This window comes from Mycobacterium sp., assembly GCF_965229265.1.
Taxonomy (GTDB): domain Bacteria; phylum Actinomycetota; class Actinomycetes; order Mycobacteriales; family Mycobacteriaceae; genus Mycobacterium.
This window is the reverse complement of record NZ_CBDDIY010000012.1, coordinates 302,847-320,434: the sequence shown is the minus strand read 5'-3', so window position 1 is coordinate 320,434 and position 17,588 is coordinate 302,847. Positions and strand designations below refer to the sequence as shown.

Genomic DNA, 17,588 nt, shown 5'->3' with positions numbered 1-17,588 from the left:
ATGAATCTGAGCAGACGAATCCGGATTCAGCTGGCGGTGTTCGTCGTTGTCGCGACCGTCGCGGCGGCGTTCCTGTTCCTCGGCTACGTCAAACTCCCGGCGATGTTCGGCATCGGCAGGTATTCGGTGACGGTGGAGTTGCCGAGGTCCGGTGGCCTGTATCCAGCGGGAAACGTCACCTATTCGGGTACGAAGGTGGGGCGGGTCGACACGGTCGGCCTGTCCGAGGACGGTCACGTCAAGGCTGTCCTCTCCCTCGACAGCGACGTGAAGATCCCCTCCGATCTCGTCGCCGAGGTCCACAGCTTCTCCGCGCTGGGTGAGCAGTTCCTGGCCCTGGTTCCGCGCAACGCCAAGTCGGTTCCGCTCAAGAACGGCGACGTCATTGCGATGAAGGACACCACCGTCTCGGTGGACGTCGACAAGCTCCTCGACGATACGACCAGGGGACTCAACGCAATCCCGCACGACTCCCTCAAGACCGCAGTCGACGAGTCGTACGTGGCGTTCGGCGGGTTGGGACCGGAACTGTCCCGATTGGTCAACGGCTCAACGCAATTGGCAATCGACGCGCGTGCCAATCTGGACAGCCTGACCGCCCTCATCGATCAGTCGGGACCGCTGCTGAACTCGCAGATCGACTCCGGCAGCGATGTCCAGGCATGGGCGTCGCACCTGGCTGACGTGACCAACGGTCTCCGCAACAACGACGCCGCGGTGGGCGGCGTCCTCGACAAGGGGGCGGCGGCAGCCGGAGAGGCCCGCCAGCTCGTCGAGCGTATCCAGCCGACGTTGCCGGTCATCCTCGCGAACCTGGTCAGTACCAACAAGATTCTGCTCACCTACCACGCCGGCCTCGAACAGCTGCTGGTCCTCGTTCCCCAAGGGGTGGCCATGGTGGGCGCCAGCGCGGTGCCCAACCTCAACAACCCGAACATGTGGGCGGGCGGCTACCTCGACTTCAACCTGAATATCAACGTGCCGCCGCCGTGCACCACCGGTTACCTACCCGCCTCCCAGCGTCGGGCACCCTCCCAGACCGATGCTCCGCTGCGGCCGGAAGGCGACATCTATTGCCGCATACCGCAGGACGCGCCATCCAACGTTCGCGGTCTGCGCAACGCCCCGTGCGCCACCCGTCCGGGCAAGCGCGCGCCGACGGTCAAGATGTGCGAGAGCGACGAGAACTTCGTGCCGCTCAACGACGGCAACAACTGGAAGGGCGACCCGAACGCAACGAGTTCCGGCCAGGACGTTCCGCAATTCCTGCCCGACAATTCATCCCAGGGTCCTGCGGCGCCGCCGCCGGCCGAGCCGGTGCCCGCGCTGGCCGTTGCCCAGTACGACCCCGCGACCGGCTCTTATATCGGACCTGACGGCAACCTTTACTCGCAAGGCGACCTCGCGAGCGATCAGCGGAAGGACAACACGTGGCAGGGGATGTTGGTCCCGCCGCAGTGACGACGGCCCTGGTGAGCGGCGGCTTGACCGACCCCGCTGGCGAGCCTGCCCGCTCGAATGCGGAATCCATCGACGCGGCAACGCAAGACGGTGTCGTCGGGAGGCGTTCGCGCCTGTGGGGCGTGGCCGGCTCGCCGGTTCGGCTCGCTCTCGCCGTGGGCCTGGTGGTTGTCGTCGGCGTGGCGGCCCTGGCCGCCTGGCTGGGAAGCCAGGCTCACCGGCAGCACCAACAGGACCTTGCGCGAATGGCTTACCTGCAGGTGGGACGCCAGGCAGCGGTGGACCTGACCAGTGTCGACTACACCAGGGTGGAGGCCGACGTCCATCGTGTCCTCGCCGCCTCCACCGGAACCTTCCACGACGACTTCGAGCGGCGATCACCCCCGTTCATCCAGGAGGTGCTGCGCACCAGGACCAAATCGGTCGGTACGGTGGCGGAGGCAGGTGTGGAGTCGGCCGACGGAGTCGAGGCGAAAGTCCTTGTGGCGGTGAAGGTCACGACGACCAGGGCCGGATCTGCGGATCAGCGGGTGAAGGGCTGGCGGATGCGGATCATCGTTCAGCGGGTGGGTAGCGATATCAAGGTCGCCAACGTGGAGATGATCCGGTGAAGGGTGCCGAGACGAGGCCGACGCCGGACTCCTGCGGGGTGCGCCGGCATTGTCGGGCCCAACGGTTCGGCGGATCCCGGCGAGCAGTGCGGCGACCGGCGGCGACGACTCGATCTGAGGAGAGCGAGACCATGACAGACCGAAAAGGATTGGCGAGCCGGGGAAGTGCGGTCGTCATGCTCGTCACGTTCGCACTCGCCGGTGCACCCGTGCCCGCCGCTGAGGCCGACAACTCCCGCCTGAACAAGATGGTGTGGGCGGATGTCTATAAGTTGCAGCATGACGTGGGTTGTTTCACCGACATCAGTGTCAACCCGAAGCTGCGACTGGCCGCACAGTGGCACACCGACGACGTCCTGAACAACCACGCCCTCGACGGTGATATCGGCTCGGACGGATCGACGGTGCAGGACCGGGCACGCAATGCCGGCTACACCGGCGCTGTCGCCGAGACCGTCGCGATCACCCCCGCACTGGCCATCAACAACCTGCAGATCATCAACCAGTGGTACTACCGGCCCGATTACTACACGATCATGACCGACTGCTCGAACATCGAGATGGGGGTCTGGTCGGAGAACAGTCTGGACCGCAGCGTCGTAGTCGCCGTCTTCGGAAAAGGGGAAAGTTAAGGCGTATGAATGCCGATGGCCCGGGTGACGAACCCGAGGGCGATGTCCTCGACCTGCACGCGGGTCGCATTGCTGCCCAACGCCGCCTGATCGGCGGTGATACTCCAGAGCATGTAGAAGATGGCTCGTGCGTCCGATACCGGATCTTCGCAGTCGAGCTCGCCGGTCTGCCGGCCGTCCGTCATGATTTCGGAAAGGGGCGCGATCAGCTTCTCGGCGCAGTGCTCGATGGCCTCCGGGTACTCGTCGATGAGTTCGCGCCACAGGGACGCCAGCAGCGAGGAACGTTTGGCGAAGTCGGGACTGTAGGCGAAATCGATGGTCGTGGTGATGTAGGCGCGGACCTTGTCCGGATAGGTGGGAGCCGCGGCCGTGGCATTGTGGAGACGGACGGCGAGGTCCGCCAATTCCTCGTCCAGCACCGCCACCAGAAGGTCGCTCTTCTTCTCGAAATGGCGGTAGAAGCTGCGGGTCGACAAGCCGGACTGTTTCAGGACGTTCTCCACCTTGAAGCCCCACCAGCCGTTGCGCTCCATCACCTGCCTGGCGGCGGCGATGAGCCTGTCCCGTTCACCGCCGGACTCCGTCTGCGACGAGACGCCGCCGCCTGTGTTGTCGAAGCCCATGTGAACGATCTCCAGTCTTTCCGCCCCGCAGGCCAACTCTAGCCTCGGCCGCCAACTCCCGAAAGGAATCTCAATGTCAACCAAGATCGCAGTCGTCACCGGAGCGGCCAGCGGGATGGGGCGCTGTGCCGCCGAGCGGCTGGTCCGGTCCGGCTGGACCGTCGCAGCGGTGGATCTGCCCGGGGCGGGACTCGACGAGTTCGGAAGCCGGCCCGGCGTCACCGCTGTGCCGTGCGATGTCACCGACGCGGCTCAGGTGGCTGCCGCGAGCGCGGATGTGGCGAAACGACTCGGTTCGGTGACCCGATTGGTGAACGCCGCGGGAATAGCACTGCGGGGCCGTATCGACATGCTGCCCGACGAGGCGTTCAGTCGCTCGATGGCGGTGAACTACATGGGCACCGTGCATTGGGTGAAGGCAGTACTGCCCGCGATGCAGCAGCGTGGCCATGGTGAGCTCGCGCTGTTCGCCTCGCTTGCCGGGTGGATGCCGACGCCCGCGATGGGGGCTTACACGGCAACCAAGTTCGCCGTTGTGGGATTTGCGGAGACCTTGGGCATGGAGTTGCGCGGGACCGGGGTGAAGCTGCGTTGCGTATGCCCGGCGGCGGTGCAGACTCCGATGCTGGACACCATCATGGGGCAGGGCGTTCCGCAGCGGCTCAAGAAACTCGGCGGTGTGGGCACACCGGAGTTGGTCGTCGAGGCCATCGACAAGTCCATGCAGGGCCGGCGGACGTTCGCTTATGTCTTCCCGGGTGGCTCGACCAAGATGCTGTACCGCCTGCGGCGATTTGCCCCGGCGCCGCTCGGGGCCGGGGTCCGCGTCCTCAACGGCTAGTCGACGGTCAGCCGGGCATCCGGAAGAGATTGAGTTCCACGCCGAACGAATCCATCGAGACGAGGGCCAATCCGGCCAGGAACACTGCGGCCGCGAGTACCAAGCCGGGCATCAGTGCCATGGAATCGAGTTCCTCGGCGGTCATCTCGTCGGCCGGCTCACCGAACATCATCCGGGATGCCGCCGACCTGCGGATGCCGGTCAGTACCCGGCGCACGCGTTCGTCGTCCCGATGCCTGCGGATGAAGCCACGGGCGACGAACGTCGCCGCGAACACCGCGAAGGCGCCGAGGATGAGGATCCAGCCGGCGGTCGGCTGGGTTACCGGAAGCACCGGGGGCCTGCGCGGCGTCGGCCGGCTGGGTCAGTCAGCGTGCCCGGCATTGGCCTCTTGTTCCCGGGTCAGGCCCGCGGCGCCGATCAACTCCTCGTGCAGCTCGAACCAGACGGTATGGTAGGAGTCCATGATCGGCCTTGTCAGCCAGGGCAATTCGCCGGCCTTGACCCGGGCCAGGGCCGCCGCCAGCTTGTCGCCGTAGGAATCCAGGCGCGGCAACTGGGCGGCCACACCGGCGATGATGGGCGCGACGGCTTCGTGCACCGTGTCCAGGCGGGCCAGTACCGCGTTGTCGTAGTCGGCATCGGTGTGATCGTTGGGCTGGCCGTCTCGGAGCTGCCAGTCCGAGATCAGCAGCTTGAAAATGCCGTTGACGGCGCGGAATTCGGCATAGGCCTCGGATATCGAGGGCGCGTCCACGCTCGCCCGCTCCGTGGCGAGCAGTTCGGCGAGCCGCTCGCGTCCCTCCGGGGTCAGCTTGAGGAGCTTGCCCGGGGCGACCAGACCGGCCTGCGCCAGTTGCTCGACGGCGGCGCTGACCCCGGCTGGGTTGCCGCCCACGGTCGACACCAGATCGGCCTCCGAGACACGACCTTTGAGTCGCAGGGCCTGCAGTACCTCGAGTTCGTTCACTCCACCTCCATGTGGTAAGCGCGGCACATGAGCGTGCCGCGGTATCGGCCGGTGATCCCCTGAGCGCGCTCAGTGCATGATGTCGCGCACCTTGGTCTTCTCGTGGCCCTTGAGCAGTGCGGCGGCGGCATTCTGCATGTGCCTGCGCCAGTGTGCCTCTGCCTCGGCGCCGTCGTGGGCGTCGACGAGTTCCACCAGGCGTCGGTAGGAGCGCATCAACTTCTCGAACGCCGCCTTGCTCACCTCGTTGCGGGCGCCGACGGTGGCCGCGGCGGTATGCCGTTCGGAGATCTCGTAGAGCATTCCGGCGATCATGCCCAGCGTGGCGTTGCCGGACAGTTCGACCATCCGGCGGTGGAAGGAAGCCGACGCGTGCGCCAGATCGCCGGCCGCCCACGCGGCGGGCATCTCGGCCACCAGCCGGTGCATCTCCTGGCGCGCTTCGGCGCTGCCCGTCTCGGCCAGCAGCTTGGCCGCGGCAGGCTCGATGGCCACCCGCGCCGTCATGACGTCCCCGACGGTGGCACCGGAGAGTTCGAGTAGCAGCCCGGCGGGCCGGGCCACGATCTCCGGGCCGGGAACCCGGACCCGAGCCCCGGTCCGCGATCCGCGGCGGACCTCCACCAGGCGTTCAGATTCCAGTACCCGCACGGCCTCGCGCAGGGTGGGCCTGCTGACGCCGAAGTGTGCCATCAACTCGGCTTCGTGCGGGAGGAAGTCACCGTCCTCGAGTTGGCCGTCGACGATCATCTTGCGCAGGGTCAGCGCCACCAGTTCTGAGGTCTTGGGCGATCGCACCGCCGTCGGGGCGGGCTCGGCTGTCAGCATGGGTGCCAGCGACTGTTGCCGTGCCACGGTGCCCTCCTCGGTCGTCAGATATGGAACCCAGTAAACCATCTCAGGGCGACCCGGCGCCTTGCCGAACCCGCGAAACGGCGTTCAGCGATGAATAGCCGGATACCAGGCCGGCGCCGCGCACACCTGGCATAGATTCCAAACCATGAAGACCACGCTGGCCGTCGTCGCCGCCGGACTCCTGACTTTCGGGCTGGCCGGTTGTTCCGCACCGTCCGCGCCGCTGTGGGAACCGGGTTCACTCGCCGAGGGCACCGCCACCGTCACGGTCAACGGCACCGATCTGGGCACACTCGACAACGTGTCGTGCCGGCGCGACGAGTTCTACACGACGATCCGGATCGGCGGCGACGAGGCAGGCACGACCAGTGTGGTGAACAACGCGAAGGATCTCTCGGTGAGTTCGGTGGAGATACAGAACTTCGGTGGCTTTACCGGAAGCTATTGGCAGGACCTGCAAGGCACCGCCAAGGCCACTCAGACCGGGAGGACCTTCGCCATTGCCGGCGAGGCCAGTGGCTACACCACCCAGAAGCCGAGTCAGGTGTCGACCGCGTCCTTCGATATCAAGGTGGCGTGCTGAACCCGGCACTGGTTGCGAAAACCGGCGGCACGGTGAAGACTGACGCCTCGTCACTAACCCAGTTAACTATGTGAAGGCTGTTGGCCGAGGGTCACGTTCAATGACAGACTTTGATTCGCTGGAAACCGTCGAGTTCGGCGTGGCCGACAGGGTCGCGACCATCACGCTGAACCGCCCGCAACAACTCAACAGTTTCACCGAGCAGATGGCCGACGAGTTGGTCTTCATCTGGAACCACGTCCGCGACAACGACGACATCCACGCCTGTGTGATCCAGGGCAACGGAGAGCGGGCCTTCTGCACCGGGATCGACGTCTCCCTCGGTGCGTGGTGGCACCACCGGCCGATCTTCAACCAGGAGGATCCGGGCGTCGCGCTGGGCCCGAAGTCGCACAAGGTGTGGAAGCCGACGATCGCGGCACTGCACGGCTTGGTTGCCGGTGGAGCGATGTATTTCGTCAACGAGGCGGACTTCTCCATCTGCGCCGAGTCGGCCCAGTTCTTCGATCCGCACGCCAATGCCGGCCTGGTGTCGGCGTTGGAGCCGATGGGCATGCTCGCCGCCGGCGTCCCCTACGGCGACGTGATGCGGTGGGCGCTGCTCGGCAGCGAGGAACGGATCACCGCCCAGACTGCGCTGCGGATCGGTCTGGTGACCGAGGTGGTGCCTGATGCCGAGTTGCGGTTGCGCGCGCACCAACTCGCCGCCGAAATCGCGGCACGACGTCCGGACGCCGTTCAGGGCACGGTCCGGGCGATGTGGGAGGCGCGTGATCTGCCACCGTCGGTCGCCCAGCGGCACGGGTTGTCCTACACCCATCTCGGCAATCCGAAGCCGGGCGAGCACACCGACTCCCGGAAGAACAGGGCCGCGCCGCGCCGCCGCTGACGTGATGAGGGGCCGCGGCCCCGATAGTGACGCGCGCATCTATTTGATGTAGTGCAACTACAGGAACTCGGCTCTGCGGTATCGTCTGAACCCATGGCCGAGAGGGAACCGTTTGTGCTCTCGGGTTCCCAACAGCGGGTCCGACCGCTGAAGATGTCGGATCAGGTTGCCGCGCAGATCCGTCGAATGATAGCGCGCGGTGAACTCGTCGACGGCGACTGGCTTCCCACCGAGGCCGAACTCATCGCGCAGTTCGGGGTATCGCGTCCGACCCTGCGTGAGGCCTTCCGGCTCCTCGAGGGCGACTCACTGGTCACCATCCGCCGAGGTCCACCCGGTGGTGCCCGCGTCACCGTGCCGGGACCGGGCGCGGTGGCCGATCTGTTCGGGATGATCCTGATGTTGTCCGGCACGACGATCGGTGACGTTTGGGATGCGCGGCTGACGATCGAGCCGCCCGCCGTTCGCCGGCTCACCGAGTCGGCCACACCGGAGGTGCTCGAGGAGCTCGACGCCGAACTCGAGCGGGTCGCTGCCGCCATCGAAGACCCCCGCGAGTTCGGCCGCGCGAGCGTGCGATTCCACGTCAAGCTCGTCGAGTTGTCTGGGAACCACACGCTGACCGCAGTGATCGGCCTGCTGTCGGAGATCATCGAGCGCGAGGTCGCGAAGTCGCTTGCGGAGAAGGGGCCGGAAAGCGAAGAGACCCAACGTGCGAACCGTCGTGCGTTGCGCGGTTACGAGAAGATCGTCTCGCTCATTCATGCCCGCGACGGTGAAGCCGCCGAGGCGGCGCTCATCGACCACATGACGAACGCCCGGCGTTACATGGCCAAGACCGAGAAGCACGACCGCGTCATCGACCTGCTGTACTGAGCGGTTCGACCACACCCCATGCGTCCGCCGGCGGAGTTCCGGCGGGGTTCTTGCCTGCCTTGACGGCGGGCACTGTGGAGAGGGACACTCCAGACCTACATAACTAAGTAACCTATGTGAGGTCTGATGGCGCCCGCCGACTGGCGTGACGGTTTGCAGAAATTGATGGCGGACTTCACCCGTCGCCAGGCCGAGGCGAAAGCCGAGGCCAAGGCCGAGGGGCGCAAGCTCGACCGGACAGCGCTTGCCCGGGCCTGGCAGGCCGAACTCGTCGACCACGATCTCGCCGGACCAGGGTGGCCGAAGTCGGCAGGCGGCATGGACCTCTCGCTGGAGGACCAGCTCGACTACTACCGGATGACCACCGCGGCCGGGATGCCGGCGCACCCCTGCCAACTGGCGTTCATCGTGGCGCCGGTGCTCGTCAAGTTCGGCACGCCCGAGCAACGGCGGCGCTTCCTGCGGCCGCTGTTGCGGGCCGACGAATTCTGGTGCCAGGGCTTCTCCGAACCGGGGGCGGGCAGCGATCTGGCCTCGCTGTCCACCCGTGCGGTGCGTAACGGCGACGTCTTCCGAGTGAACGGCCAGAAGGTCTGGACAACGATGGCCGACCAGGCGGACTGGATGTTCGCCCTGGTGCGCACCGGCGCTCCCGGCCGCGGTTCGGACGGCATCACCTACCTGCTCATCTCGATGAGGAGCCCGGGGCTGACGGTCCGGCCGTTGCGCGACATCAGCGGTGGGGCCCACTTTGCCGAGGTCTTCTTCGACGACGTCGAGGTGCCCGTCGATAACATGGTCGGCGACGAGGGCAAGGGCTGGTCGATCATGCGAACCTCGCTGGGGCATGAACGCGCGACCGCGTTCCTGGCCGACGAGTTCAAGGCGCGACGCACCGTCGATCAGGTGGTCGATCTCGTGCTGGCGCAGGGTCTGGATTCCGATCCGCTTGTGCGTCAGGACATTGCTCGTATGGAGTCCGGTGTGCGAGCCATCGCCGCCAACAGCGCCAGGGCGCTGGATGCGGTATTGCGCGGCGAGGACCCGGGCGGGGTCGCGTCGGTGAACCGGCTGGTCAAGTCCGAGTTCGAGCAGCACATGCATACGCTGGCGCTGCGTGCCGCCGGTCCGTACGCGATGTTGGGCAGCCGGGCGACGCATGCCGTCGACGGCGGCCGATGGAGCTTCGGTTATCTGATGACCCGGGCCAGCACGATCGGCGCGGGCACCGCCGAGATCCAGCGCAATACCATCGCCGAATCCGTGCTCGGCCTGCCTTCCCATCGCGACGAAGGCACCCGCGCTCCGAGCGTCCGGCCGGGCGCGCCGTTGGCGGTCACCGACGAGAACGAGAAGGTTCTGCGTCAGGTCCTCGCCAAGGCGTTGGAGGCCCGAGTCGGTGTCGAAGACTTGCTGAACCCCAAGCGGCCCAACGACGGCGGTGATCCGCAGGTGTGGTCGGCGCTCGTCGAGTTCGGCCTGCCCGGGCTGGCGCTCGAGGAGACGCTGGGCGGCGCCGCGGCGCCGCGGCGGCTGCTCTATGCGGCGATCGAAGAGAGCGCCAAGGCGATGGCGCCCGCCCCGCTGGTGCCCACCGTCGTGGCGCTCGAACTCGCAGCGGCGGCCGAGGCCGCGACGGTGACCGAGCAGATCGCCTGCGGCGCAAGGGCGGCGCTCGCGATCCCACTCGACGATGCCGGCTGGGTGACCGATGGGCCGACGTTGCCGCGCTGGAGCGACGAAACGCTGAGCGGTGAGGTGCTCCTGGTGGCGGGTGCGCCGGATGCTGACATCCTGCTGGTGCCGGCGTCGTCCGACGACGGCCCGGTGCTCCTCGCGGTGAACCCGTCGGGTGTCGGGGTCAGGGTCGAGGCCGAACAGCCGCTGGACCTGACCGCGTCGGTGGGCTCGGTGCGGTTCAGCGGTGCCGGGGCCGACGTACTGGCCTCGGGCGGCGAGGTCGCCCGGGCGATGGACTCGGCCCGGCGGTGGGCGCTGTTGACGGTGGCTGCCGACTCGGTCGGCGTTGCGTCGCGGGCGCTGGCGATGGCGGTGGAATGGGCGGGCGAGCGGGAACAGTTCGGCCGCAGGATCGGCAGCTTCCAGGCGATCTCGCACCGATGCGCCGACATGCTGGTCGCAGTGGAAGGGGCGCGCAGCCAGGTGTTCGCTGCGGCGGAGTCCGAAGTGCCGACCGATGCCGATTGCATGCTGGCGGCGGCTGCCGCCTTCGATGCCGCGGTGTTCGCTGCCGAGCGTTCGATCCAGATCCACGGTGGTATCGGATTCACCTGGGAGCACCCGGCACATCTACTGCTGCGCCGCGCTAGAGCCAACGCGGTCGCGTTCGGCCGTCCTGAAGTGCTGCGCGACCGTGCCGTCGCGCTGCTGCTGGATCAGCGGTCGGGCCGGTAGGCCACCCGATGCAGTACGGAGTCGGGTCCGAGCTCGAGCGCTTCCGGACCCAGGTTAGGGCCTTCATCGCCGAGCACGGTCCACCGATCGCGCCACGGGCCGGAGTGCGCAGCGCCGAGAGTGAGCATGAGGAGCGGCTTCTCAACGACTGGGCTGCAAAGCTTTTCGACGCCGGCTACGCCGGAGCCGACTGGCCCGCGGAATACGGAGGCCGCGACGGTTTCACTGCCGGGCATGCGATCGTCGTCGCCGAGGAACTCGCCCGCGCCCGGGTCCCAGGCATCGCCAGCGGTAACGCACTGGCCTCGCGTGCCCTCATCGACTACGGCACGCCCGCGCAGCGGGACAGGCACCTGCCGGCCATCCGCGACGGCCGGGAGAAATGGTGCCAGCTGTTCTCCGAGCCCGAGGCCGGTTCAGACCTGGCGTCGCTTCGCACCAAGGCCACCCGCGCCGGTGACGGCTACCGGGTGAGCGGTCAGAAGGTGTGGACGACCGATGGGCACTGGGCGCAGTTCGGTTACCTGTTGGCCCGTACGGATCCGGAGGCGCCCAAGCACAAGGGCATCAGCGCCTTCATCTTGGACATGGCAACACCAGGCGTCAGCGTCCGTCCGCTACGGGAACTCACCGGAACCTCCGACTTCAACGAGGTGTTTCTCGACGAGGTGGAGTTGCCGGCAACGAACATGATCGGGGTGCCGGGTCAGGGGTGGGCGATCGCCAATGCGACCCTGGCGCACGAACGTACCGCCGTCGGCGCGATGACGGTGAAACTCCGGCAGGCACTGGCGTCGCTGACGGAGTTGGCTCGCCGCAAGGACCCCGACGGGTGTTCGGCACTCGACCGCGACCTGGTCCGGGACCGCATCGGCAACCTCAGCGCACAGGTCGAGGCGTTGTCGGCCTTGACGGCAGCCAACCTCACGCGCTGGGAGCGCGGCAGCGAACGGATGCATGACGCGGCCATGGTCAAACTGATGTTCTCCGAACTCAATCTGGCCATCACCACCTTCGCCGTCGAACTCGCGGGGGAGGACGGCGTGCTCATCGAGGGTGACCCGCTGGTTGTCGACGACGGGCGTTGGCAGGACGAATGGCTCTATGCGCGCGCGTTCACCATCGCCGGTGGCAGTTCGGAGATCATGCGCAACCTGATCGCCGAACGTGGGCTCGGGCTGTCGCGTTGAACCGCCGAGTAGGTTGACCTAGTAAGCTATGTCGACTAGTTTCGAGGTGCCCTGCCAGGCGGTCGCAGACCCAGGAAGTTGACCATGACGAGCATCAACGACGCGTTGGGACGACTGTGGACGGCCGACGATCAAGCCGGCATCATGCAGTTCGGCGGTGAATGGATCTCCTGGGGCCGGGTGCGCACTCTCACTGAACAGATCGACGCCCGGCTCGCGGCGGCCGGTTGCGGGCCCGGCGGCAGGGTCGCCGTCATCCTGGGTAATCGGATGGAGTCGGTCGCGGCCCTGATCGCGATTCTCCGGGGTGACCGGACACTGGTGACGATCAGCCCGTTGCAACCGGCGGAACGGCTCGCGGCGGACCTGGTGGCCAGTGGCGCACCGTTCGTCCTGGCGCCCGCGGCGTTGTGGTCGGAGCGCGCCTTCGGTGCCGCGCTGGCCGAACTCGGCTCGGCGGCATGGAGTCTCGACGAAGGCGCATTGATCGCGCGCGCCGAACCGGCGGCGGAGCCCGCCCCGGGTGATCCCGCGGTCGCTGTCGAGATGCTGACGTCCGGGACGACCGGAGCGGCCAAGCGGATTCCGTTGCGGCGCCGCCAGTTGGAAGCATCCCTGTCGGCGGTGCTCCAGCACAATCAGCGTCCCGACGGCAGCGAGCGGGCGGTGCTGACCGGCGCCGTCGGATTCGTCGTCCTTCCGATCGTGCACATCGGCGGACTCTGGGGACTGCTCCAATCACTGGTCACCGCAAGACCGTTCGTCATGCTGGAACGGTTCTCGCTGCCCGCATGGCGTGCCGCAGTCATCGAGCACCGGCCGGTCGTGGTGGGGTTGCCACCGCCGGCGCTGCGTGCGGTGCTCGACTCCGACGTCACGCGCGAGGAGCTCAGCAGCATCCGCGCCATCAACGCCGGCACCAGCCCGGTGGACCCGGCGGTGGTGGACGCCTTCTATGCGAAGTTCGGTATCGCAATCCTCGTCGTCTATGGGGCCACCGAGTTTTCCGGAGCGGTAGCGGGCTGGACTCTCAAGGATTTCAAGGAGCGCTGGGCGGCGAAGAAGGGGAGCGTGGGCAGGCCGTTTCCCGGTGTGCGACTGCAGACAGTCGACGACGCCGGGGATGTCCTGCCCGCCGGGCAGACCGGCCGGTTGCAGGTGGCCTCGGAGCAGGTGGGTGGTTCGGCGGACGCCTGGGTCACCACCAGCGATCTCGCCCACCTCGACGAGGATGGCTACCTCTACCTCGACGGCCGCGCCGACGACGTCATCGTCCGGGGTGGGTTCAAGATAGTTCCGGATACGGTGGTGCGCGCACTGCGCACGCATCCGGCGGTTCTGGATGCCTCGGTGGCCGGCCTTCCGGACACCCGACTCGGTCAGATCCCGGTCGCCGGCGTCGAGTTGCGCGAAGGCGCCGCGGCCGCGCCGGAGGAGTTGCGCGAGCACTGCCGGGATTCGCTGACTCCCTACGAAGTTCCGGCCGAGATCTACGTGGTCGACGAACTGCCCCGCGGAGCAGCTCTCAAAGTGGACCGCCGGAGGTTGATCGAGATGCTCGCACAGCGCCGTACCACCGCCGGTGTCGAGTCGATAGGGGAGAGAACATGATTGAGGAGACGGCGACGCGGATCGCGGTGCGGGGCACAGTCCTGCGCCGAGGGGTGGGCGGTCCGTTGAGGGAAGGAATTGCCGCACAATGACCACCGATCACGCCAAGGATGCCGCAGCCGTCGAGGGCCGGATCACCGACGAGGACATCGAGCGCGCCAGGGCGCAGATCGGCATCGCCGTCAACAAGAGGGAAGAGCCTTGGAACATCGTGCCGCAGGCCGACGCGATCACCCACTTCGCCTTCGGCGTCGGTGACGACAACCCGCTGTTCCTGGACCCGTCCTACGGGCCGAACACCCGCTGGCACGCCCAGATCGCACCGCCGACCTTCGCGATCAGCGCCGGCTGTGACCAGACCCCGAAGTTCACCGACCCGGAGCGAAAGAAGTTGTTCCGTGGCCTGTTCCGCGGAACCGGGAAGTACTACTCCGGAGTGAAGTGGACGTGGTACCAGCCGATCTATGCCGGCCGTCCGGTGCTCATGGAGGGCTACACGCTCGACGTGCAGGTCAAGGAGAGCGAGTTCGCCGGCGGGCGTTCGGTCAAGGAGACCTACCGCTACCTCTATGTCGACATCGATGGCAATCCGATCGCCACCCGCGACGAGTCCTACATCAGCGCCGACCGGCACGGTTCGAAGAAGTCGGGCAAGTACTCACACATCCAGCGTCAACACTGGACCGAGGAGGAGTTGGCGGAGGTGGCCGACGCCTACGAGGCCGAGGTGCGGCGCGGACCCGAGCCGCAGTGGTACGAGGACCTCGCCGTCGGCGACGAATTGCCACCGATCATCAAGGGCCCGTTGGGGGTCGTGGACATCATCAGCATGCACATGGGCTGGGGTTGGGGTGGTTACGGCCTGGGGCCGCTGAAGTTCGCCCATCAGCACCGCAAGGCAATGCCCGCGTTCTACCAACCCGACGAGTACGGCGTCCCGCAGGTGGTGCAGCGGCTGCACTGGGACGCCGACCGGGCACAGGCGCTCGGCATTCCGGCGCCCTATGACTACGGGCAGATGCGCGCCGCGTGGGTCGCTCACCTGATGACGAATTGGATCGGGGACGACGGCTGGCTGGCGGAATTGGATCTGCAGATCCGTGGATTCAATTACCACGGCGACATCCACCGGTGCACGGGGACGGTGACGGACAAGAGCGCCGCGCTGGACGGACGGGTCACCGTCGACGTGCTGGCCACCAACCAGCGCGGCGAGTCCACCACCCGCGGCAGCGCGACGGTGCTGTTGCCGTCCCGAGAGGTGGGCGCGGTGGTGCTGCCGGTGCCCGAGCTGGATCTGCGACGCCGTGGGGCGCAGGTGGCCTCGCGGATCTCCGGCCGCGTCGGTGCGGAGCTGCGCCGCCTGCACGGGGAGTGACGGACTCTGGCCATGGGATACGGCGTCTGCGCTGAGCGCGATGACGGTGTGCTGCGGGTCGTGCTCGACCGGCCGGAGAAGCTCAACGCCGTCGACACGCCGATGCTCGTCGAGCTGCGCGAGGCCATCACCGCTGCGGCGAAAGACGATTCGGTGCGGGCGATCGCGCTGACCGGGGCCGGCCGGGCCTTCTGCTCGGGCGGCGACGTGGGTGGTAGGAACACCGCGGGTGCCGGTGTGGCCGCGGCTGAGGTGATCGAAGCGATCACCACCTCACCGAAGCCCGTCGTCGCGGGCGTGCACGGTGCTGCGATCGGTGTGGGCTGTTCCCTGGTGCTGGCGTGCGACCTCGCCGTTGCGGCGCACTCGGCGTTCTTCCAACTGGCGTTCGCCAAGATCGGCCTGATGACCGATGGCGGGCTGTCGGTACTGCTCCCCGCCGTGATCGGCCGTGCGCGAGCCAACCGAATGGCGCTACTGGCCGAGAGGATTGGTGCGACGGACGCATTCGAATGGGGGATGATCTCTCACCTGGTCGCAGATGAGGAGTACGAACGCGAATTCATCGGGCTCGTACAGACATTGGCGAACGGCCCTACCGCGGCCTACGGCTGGATCAAGCGGGCCATGACGGCGGGCACACTGACCGAATTGGCCTGCGTGCAGGAGATAGAAACCCGGGGACAGGAGCTGCTGCCCCGAACCGACGACTTCCGTGAGGGTGCGCGGGCCTTCCGTGCGCGCGAACAGCCCCGTTTCCAAGGGCGTTGACTCTTCCCAGGACGTTCGGTCGAAGGTTGGGTGGGAGTCCGGATCACCGGGGTGTCGGCAGTATCGGCCGGTCCGTCGGTTGCCGGTCGATCACGACAGTCAGCCGACGAGCAGTCCCTCGCTGTCCATGCGCTCGGGGAAGAACTCGGTCCAGGAGAAGGCGTAAACCGGCTCGCGCTCGTCACCGACCCGGCGGGCGGTGCCGGCCTGTGCTCGATAGCCGGCCCAGCGGGCCTTGCTGAAGTGCGGCATCGACCCGGTGGGCGTCGCGGTGAACGTGTAGGTCGCCGTCTCCAGATCGCATGTGCCGACCGCGATGTCACCGCTCTCCTGAAGGGAGAAGGTGCTCGTCACCCGGTTGGTGTTGGCGATCTCGACGCCGGACTCGTAGACCACGGCCCCGCCGAAGCCGCCCTTGCCCGTCACAATGACCCCGTACTCGACGGAGCCGTCGGCGTACTTGTTGGCGAATACCGTCCAGGCGATCTCCAGGTCGTTGTAAACGCGGTACTCCTTCCACTCCGAGCCCGGCGCGAAGTAGGAGTGGTCGAGTCCGATGAAGCCCTCGACCTCGCGGCCGAGAATCGTTCCGGTGACCCAGTAGAACTGGCTGGTGTAGAACACGGGCTCACGGCGATCGGGCGCATAGATCTGGAAGCCGGGGCCCTGCACGGTGCCGGTGAGGTCGAGCAGGCGCCCTTCGGACCACTCGAGGCGATCGTCGTCGAGCACCAGCGACAGCGACTGCTCGTTCGACTCCGCCACCTCGGCGCCCACCGATCGCAGCAGGTGGTTCGTCCAGACGCGCCGCTGCGGGGTGATGCTTCGGATCGCCTCGCCGCGGGTGGCCAGCATGGCGTCCGGTAGGAGCGCCGTCTCGCCGGATTCGTCACTCATCAGCCACAGGCCGTTGGTCATGGCGGCGGCGAACTTGCGCTCGACCATGTAGGTGACACCCTCGGTGTCGCGCAGTCCGCCGTAGAAGTACTGGCCCTGCAGGTTCATTCCCAGATGTGTGTCGCCGGGGTGGATCTCGGACAGCACCGGGTCATAGGTGTCGACGACAGTCTGGAATCCGAAGGACCCGAAGCGGGGAAGTTCGCGCCTGGCTGGGGGTTCGGTGGCCACCCGGCGATAATAGAACGCTCGATATAATCAGGCAAGGTTGAGTAGAGTGATCCGCCATGAGTCCTGCGGGTGCCACCGCCGGCCGGCGCGGTCCCGGCCGTCCACGGGCGGGCCTGCAGGACACCAGGACGTCACTGCTGCTGGCGGCGGCGCGTGAGTTCGCGCGCAACGGGTACGCCGCCACCAACATCCGCGACATCCTGCGCACTGCCGGCGTCACCACCCCGACGATGTACCACTACTTCTCCGGCAAGGCGGATCTCTACATCTCGGTGGTGAAAGAGGGTGTGGACGAACTCCGCGAGCGGATGCGGCAAGCCGGTGCCGCCGGCTGTGGCGGCCTGGCCGAGGATTTCGACGCTGTGCTGGCCGGGATCGATCAGGTGTACCGCACGCATCCGCACCTGATCGATCTGTTGCTCGGCGTCGAGGAAGCGATGCGGGCTCATGCCGAATTGGCGGAGTTGGCGCACGCCGACGCCACCCTGCTCGACTTCTGGCGGACTCTCGGCGGGCAGCCGCTCAGCGACCCGGCGCTGGCGGCCTTCCGCGGGCTCGTCGAGGGGTACATCCGGCTCGGTAGGCAAGCGAGCGGCCTCGCGGCCTATGACGGCAGCCAACGGATCTACCGGCAGATCGTCAAGGCCGGCCTGTCGGATCGTCCAGATGTCGTGTCGGACCCCACCCCGTGATGCCGAGCAGTCGCAGAATCGCATCACTGCGGCGTGGATGGTGCGATTCTGCGTCTGCT

The 17,588-nt window shown here is 67.1% G+C and carries 18 protein-coding genes; 13 read left to right on the top strand and 5 right to left on the bottom strand.

Translation table 11 applies throughout. The features are described 5' to 3' along the window. From ADBZ9K_RS19275 to ADBZ9K_RS19265, 3 genes are all read left to right on the top strand, one after another. Positions 1–1,461, top strand: a complete 1,461-nt coding sequence (locus tag ADBZ9K_RS19275) for an MCE family protein (RefSeq protein ID WP_526623273.1) — start codon at positions 1–3, stop codon at positions 1,459–1,461. Then, positions 1,431–2,072, top strand: a complete 642-nt coding sequence (locus tag ADBZ9K_RS19270; RefSeq protein ID WP_526623271.1) for an Rv1363c family protein — start codon at positions 1,431–1,433, stop codon at positions 2,070–2,072. The genes ADBZ9K_RS19275 and ADBZ9K_RS19270 overlap by 31 nt, the downstream gene beginning before the upstream one ends. A 176-nt stretch (positions 2,073–2,248) precedes the next feature. Continuing rightward, a complete protein-coding gene (locus tag ADBZ9K_RS19265; RefSeq protein ID WP_526624243.1) occupies positions 2,249–2,704 on the top strand; it encodes a CAP domain-containing protein in 456 nt (151 codons plus the stop codon). Here ADBZ9K_RS19265 and ADBZ9K_RS19260 read toward each other — a convergent pair. Continuing rightward, entirely contained in the window at positions 2,701–3,330 is a 630-nt protein-coding gene (locus ADBZ9K_RS19260; protein WP_526623270.1) for a TetR/AcrR family transcriptional regulator, read from the bottom strand. The genes ADBZ9K_RS19265 and ADBZ9K_RS19260 overlap by 4 nt on opposite strands. A gap of 73 nt (positions 3,331–3,403) precedes the next feature. Here ADBZ9K_RS19260 and ADBZ9K_RS19255 point away from each other — a divergent pair, with 73 nt between their 5' ends. Further along, positions 3,404–4,171: an SDR family NAD(P)-dependent oxidoreductase gene (locus ADBZ9K_RS19255; protein WP_526623268.1), complete on the top strand. Its 768-nt coding sequence runs from the start codon at positions 3,404–3,406 to the stop codon at positions 4,169–4,171. A 7-nt stretch (positions 4,172–4,178) separates the two neighbouring features. Here the strand turns inward: ADBZ9K_RS19255 and ADBZ9K_RS19250 are convergent, their stop codons facing one another. The 3 genes from ADBZ9K_RS19250 to ADBZ9K_RS19240 form a co-directional block, all read right to left on the bottom strand. Next, entirely contained in the window at positions 4,179–4,505 is a 327-nt protein-coding gene (locus ADBZ9K_RS19250; RefSeq protein WP_526623267.1) for a hypothetical protein, read from the bottom strand. A gap of 30 nt (positions 4,506–4,535) precedes the next feature. Continuing rightward, entirely contained in the window at positions 4,536–5,141 is a 606-nt protein-coding gene (locus ADBZ9K_RS19245; RefSeq protein ID WP_526623265.1) for a winged helix DNA-binding protein, read from the bottom strand. Positions 5,142–5,210: 69 nt separating this feature from the next. After that, positions 5,211–5,996: a FadR/GntR family transcriptional regulator gene (locus ADBZ9K_RS19240; protein ID WP_526623264.1), complete on the bottom strand. Its 786-nt coding sequence runs from the start codon at positions 5,994–5,996 to the stop codon at positions 5,211–5,213. A 145-nt stretch (positions 5,997–6,141) separates the two neighbouring features. Between ADBZ9K_RS19240 and ADBZ9K_RS19235 the strand changes: the two genes are divergently transcribed. The 8 genes from ADBZ9K_RS19235 to ADBZ9K_RS19200 all read left to right on the top strand — a co-directional run bounded on the left by ADBZ9K_RS19235 (position 6,142) and on the right by ADBZ9K_RS19200 (position 15,709). Continuing rightward, entirely contained in the window at positions 6,142–6,579 is a 438-nt protein-coding gene (locus ADBZ9K_RS19235) for a lipoprotein LpqH (protein ID WP_526623262.1), read from the top strand. Between the two features lie 100 nt (positions 6,580–6,679). Then, positions 6,680–7,468: an enoyl-CoA hydratase/isomerase family protein gene (locus ADBZ9K_RS19230; protein WP_526623260.1), complete on the top strand. Its 789-nt coding sequence runs from the start codon at positions 6,680–6,682 to the stop codon at positions 7,466–7,468. A 93-nt stretch (positions 7,469–7,561) separates the two neighbouring features. Further along, positions 7,562–8,344, top strand: coding sequence for a FadR/GntR family transcriptional regulator (locus ADBZ9K_RS19225; RefSeq protein ID WP_526623259.1), 783 nt, complete (start codon positions 7,562–7,564; stop codon positions 8,342–8,344). Positions 8,345–8,470: 126 nt separating this feature from the next. Then, positions 8,471–10,759 (top strand): acyl-CoA dehydrogenase family protein, encoded by a 2,289-nt coding sequence (locus tag ADBZ9K_RS19220; protein WP_526623257.1) that lies wholly within the window; start codon positions 8,471–8,473, stop codon positions 10,757–10,759. An 8-nt stretch (positions 10,760–10,767) separates the two neighbouring features. Then, positions 10,768–11,949: an acyl-CoA dehydrogenase family protein gene (locus tag ADBZ9K_RS19215; RefSeq protein WP_526623255.1), complete on the top strand. Its 1,182-nt coding sequence runs from the start codon at positions 10,768–10,770 to the stop codon at positions 11,947–11,949. A gap of 84 nt (positions 11,950–12,033) precedes the next feature. Beyond that, entirely contained in the window at positions 12,034–13,560 is a 1,527-nt protein-coding gene (locus ADBZ9K_RS19210; RefSeq protein WP_526623253.1) for a class I adenylate-forming enzyme family protein, read from the top strand. An 88-nt stretch (positions 13,561–13,648) separates the two neighbouring features. Continuing rightward, entirely contained in the window at positions 13,649–14,938 is a 1,290-nt protein-coding gene (locus ADBZ9K_RS19205) for an FAS1-like dehydratase domain-containing protein (protein ID WP_526623251.1), read from the top strand. A gap of 12 nt (positions 14,939–14,950) precedes the next feature. Beyond that, a complete protein-coding gene (locus ADBZ9K_RS19200) occupies positions 14,951–15,709 on the top strand; it encodes an enoyl-CoA hydratase/isomerase family protein (RefSeq protein ID WP_526623249.1) in 759 nt (252 codons plus the stop codon). Positions 15,710–15,808: 99 nt separating this feature from the next. On the opposite strand, the gene ADBZ9K_RS19195 is transcribed toward ADBZ9K_RS19200, so the two are convergent. Beyond that, on the bottom strand, positions 15,809–16,837 hold the full coding sequence (locus ADBZ9K_RS19195; protein WP_526623247.1) for a hypothetical protein: 1,029 nt from the start codon (positions 16,835–16,837) through the stop codon (positions 15,809–15,811). Positions 16,838–16,893: 56 nt separating this feature from the next. Here ADBZ9K_RS19195 and ADBZ9K_RS19190 point away from each other — a divergent pair, with 56 nt between their 5' ends. Next, positions 16,894–17,529 carry a TetR/AcrR family transcriptional regulator gene (locus ADBZ9K_RS19190; protein WP_526623245.1) on the top strand — a complete coding sequence of 212 codons (636 nt, stop codon included), beginning with the start codon at positions 16,894–16,896 and terminating at the stop codon, positions 17,527–17,529. The last annotated feature ends 59 nt before the right edge of the window (positions 17,530–17,588 follow it).

What these genes read in the sequence shown, in the direction of transcription:
- ADBZ9K_RS19275 (WP_526623273.1), top strand. Translation starts at nt 1, where the DNA reads ATGAATCTGAGCAGACGAATCCGGATTCAGCTGGCGGTGTTCGTCGTT.
- ADBZ9K_RS19265 (WP_526624243.1), top strand. Translation starts at nt 2,249, where the DNA reads ATGCTCGTCACGTTCGCACTCGCCGGTGCACCCGTGCCCGCCGCTGAG.
- ADBZ9K_RS19260 (WP_526623270.1), bottom strand. Translation starts at nt 3,330, where the DNA reads ATGGGCTTCGACAACACAGGCGGCGGCGTCTCGTCGCAGACGGAGTCC.
- ADBZ9K_RS19255 (WP_526623268.1), top strand. Translation starts at nt 3,404, where the DNA reads ATGTCAACCAAGATCGCAGTCGTCACCGGAGCGGCCAGCGGGATGGGG.
- ADBZ9K_RS19235 (WP_526623262.1), top strand. Translation starts at nt 6,142, where the DNA reads ATGAAGACCACGCTGGCCGTCGTCGCCGCCGGACTCCTGACTTTCGGG.
- ADBZ9K_RS19230 (WP_526623260.1), top strand. Translation starts at nt 6,680, where the DNA reads ATGACAGACTTTGATTCGCTGGAAACCGTCGAGTTCGGCGTGGCCGAC.
- ADBZ9K_RS19225 (WP_526623259.1), top strand. Translation starts at nt 7,562, where the DNA reads ATGGCCGAGAGGGAACCGTTTGTGCTCTCGGGTTCCCAACAGCGGGTC.
- ADBZ9K_RS19220 (WP_526623257.1), top strand. Translation starts at nt 8,471, where the DNA reads ATGGCGCCCGCCGACTGGCGTGACGGTTTGCAGAAATTGATGGCGGAC.
- ADBZ9K_RS19215 (WP_526623255.1), top strand. Translation starts at nt 10,768, where the DNA reads ATGCAGTACGGAGTCGGGTCCGAGCTCGAGCGCTTCCGGACCCAGGTT.
- ADBZ9K_RS19210 (WP_526623253.1), top strand. Translation starts at nt 12,034, where the DNA reads ATGACGAGCATCAACGACGCGTTGGGACGACTGTGGACGGCCGACGAT.
- ADBZ9K_RS19205 (WP_526623251.1), top strand. Translation starts at nt 13,649, where the DNA reads ATGACCACCGATCACGCCAAGGATGCCGCAGCCGTCGAGGGCCGGATC.
- ADBZ9K_RS19200 (WP_526623249.1), top strand. Translation starts at nt 14,951, where the DNA reads ATGGGATACGGCGTCTGCGCTGAGCGCGATGACGGTGTGCTGCGGGTC.
- ADBZ9K_RS19190 (WP_526623245.1), top strand. Translation starts at nt 16,894, where the DNA reads ATGAGTCCTGCGGGTGCCACCGCCGGCCGGCGCGGTCCCGGCCGTCCA.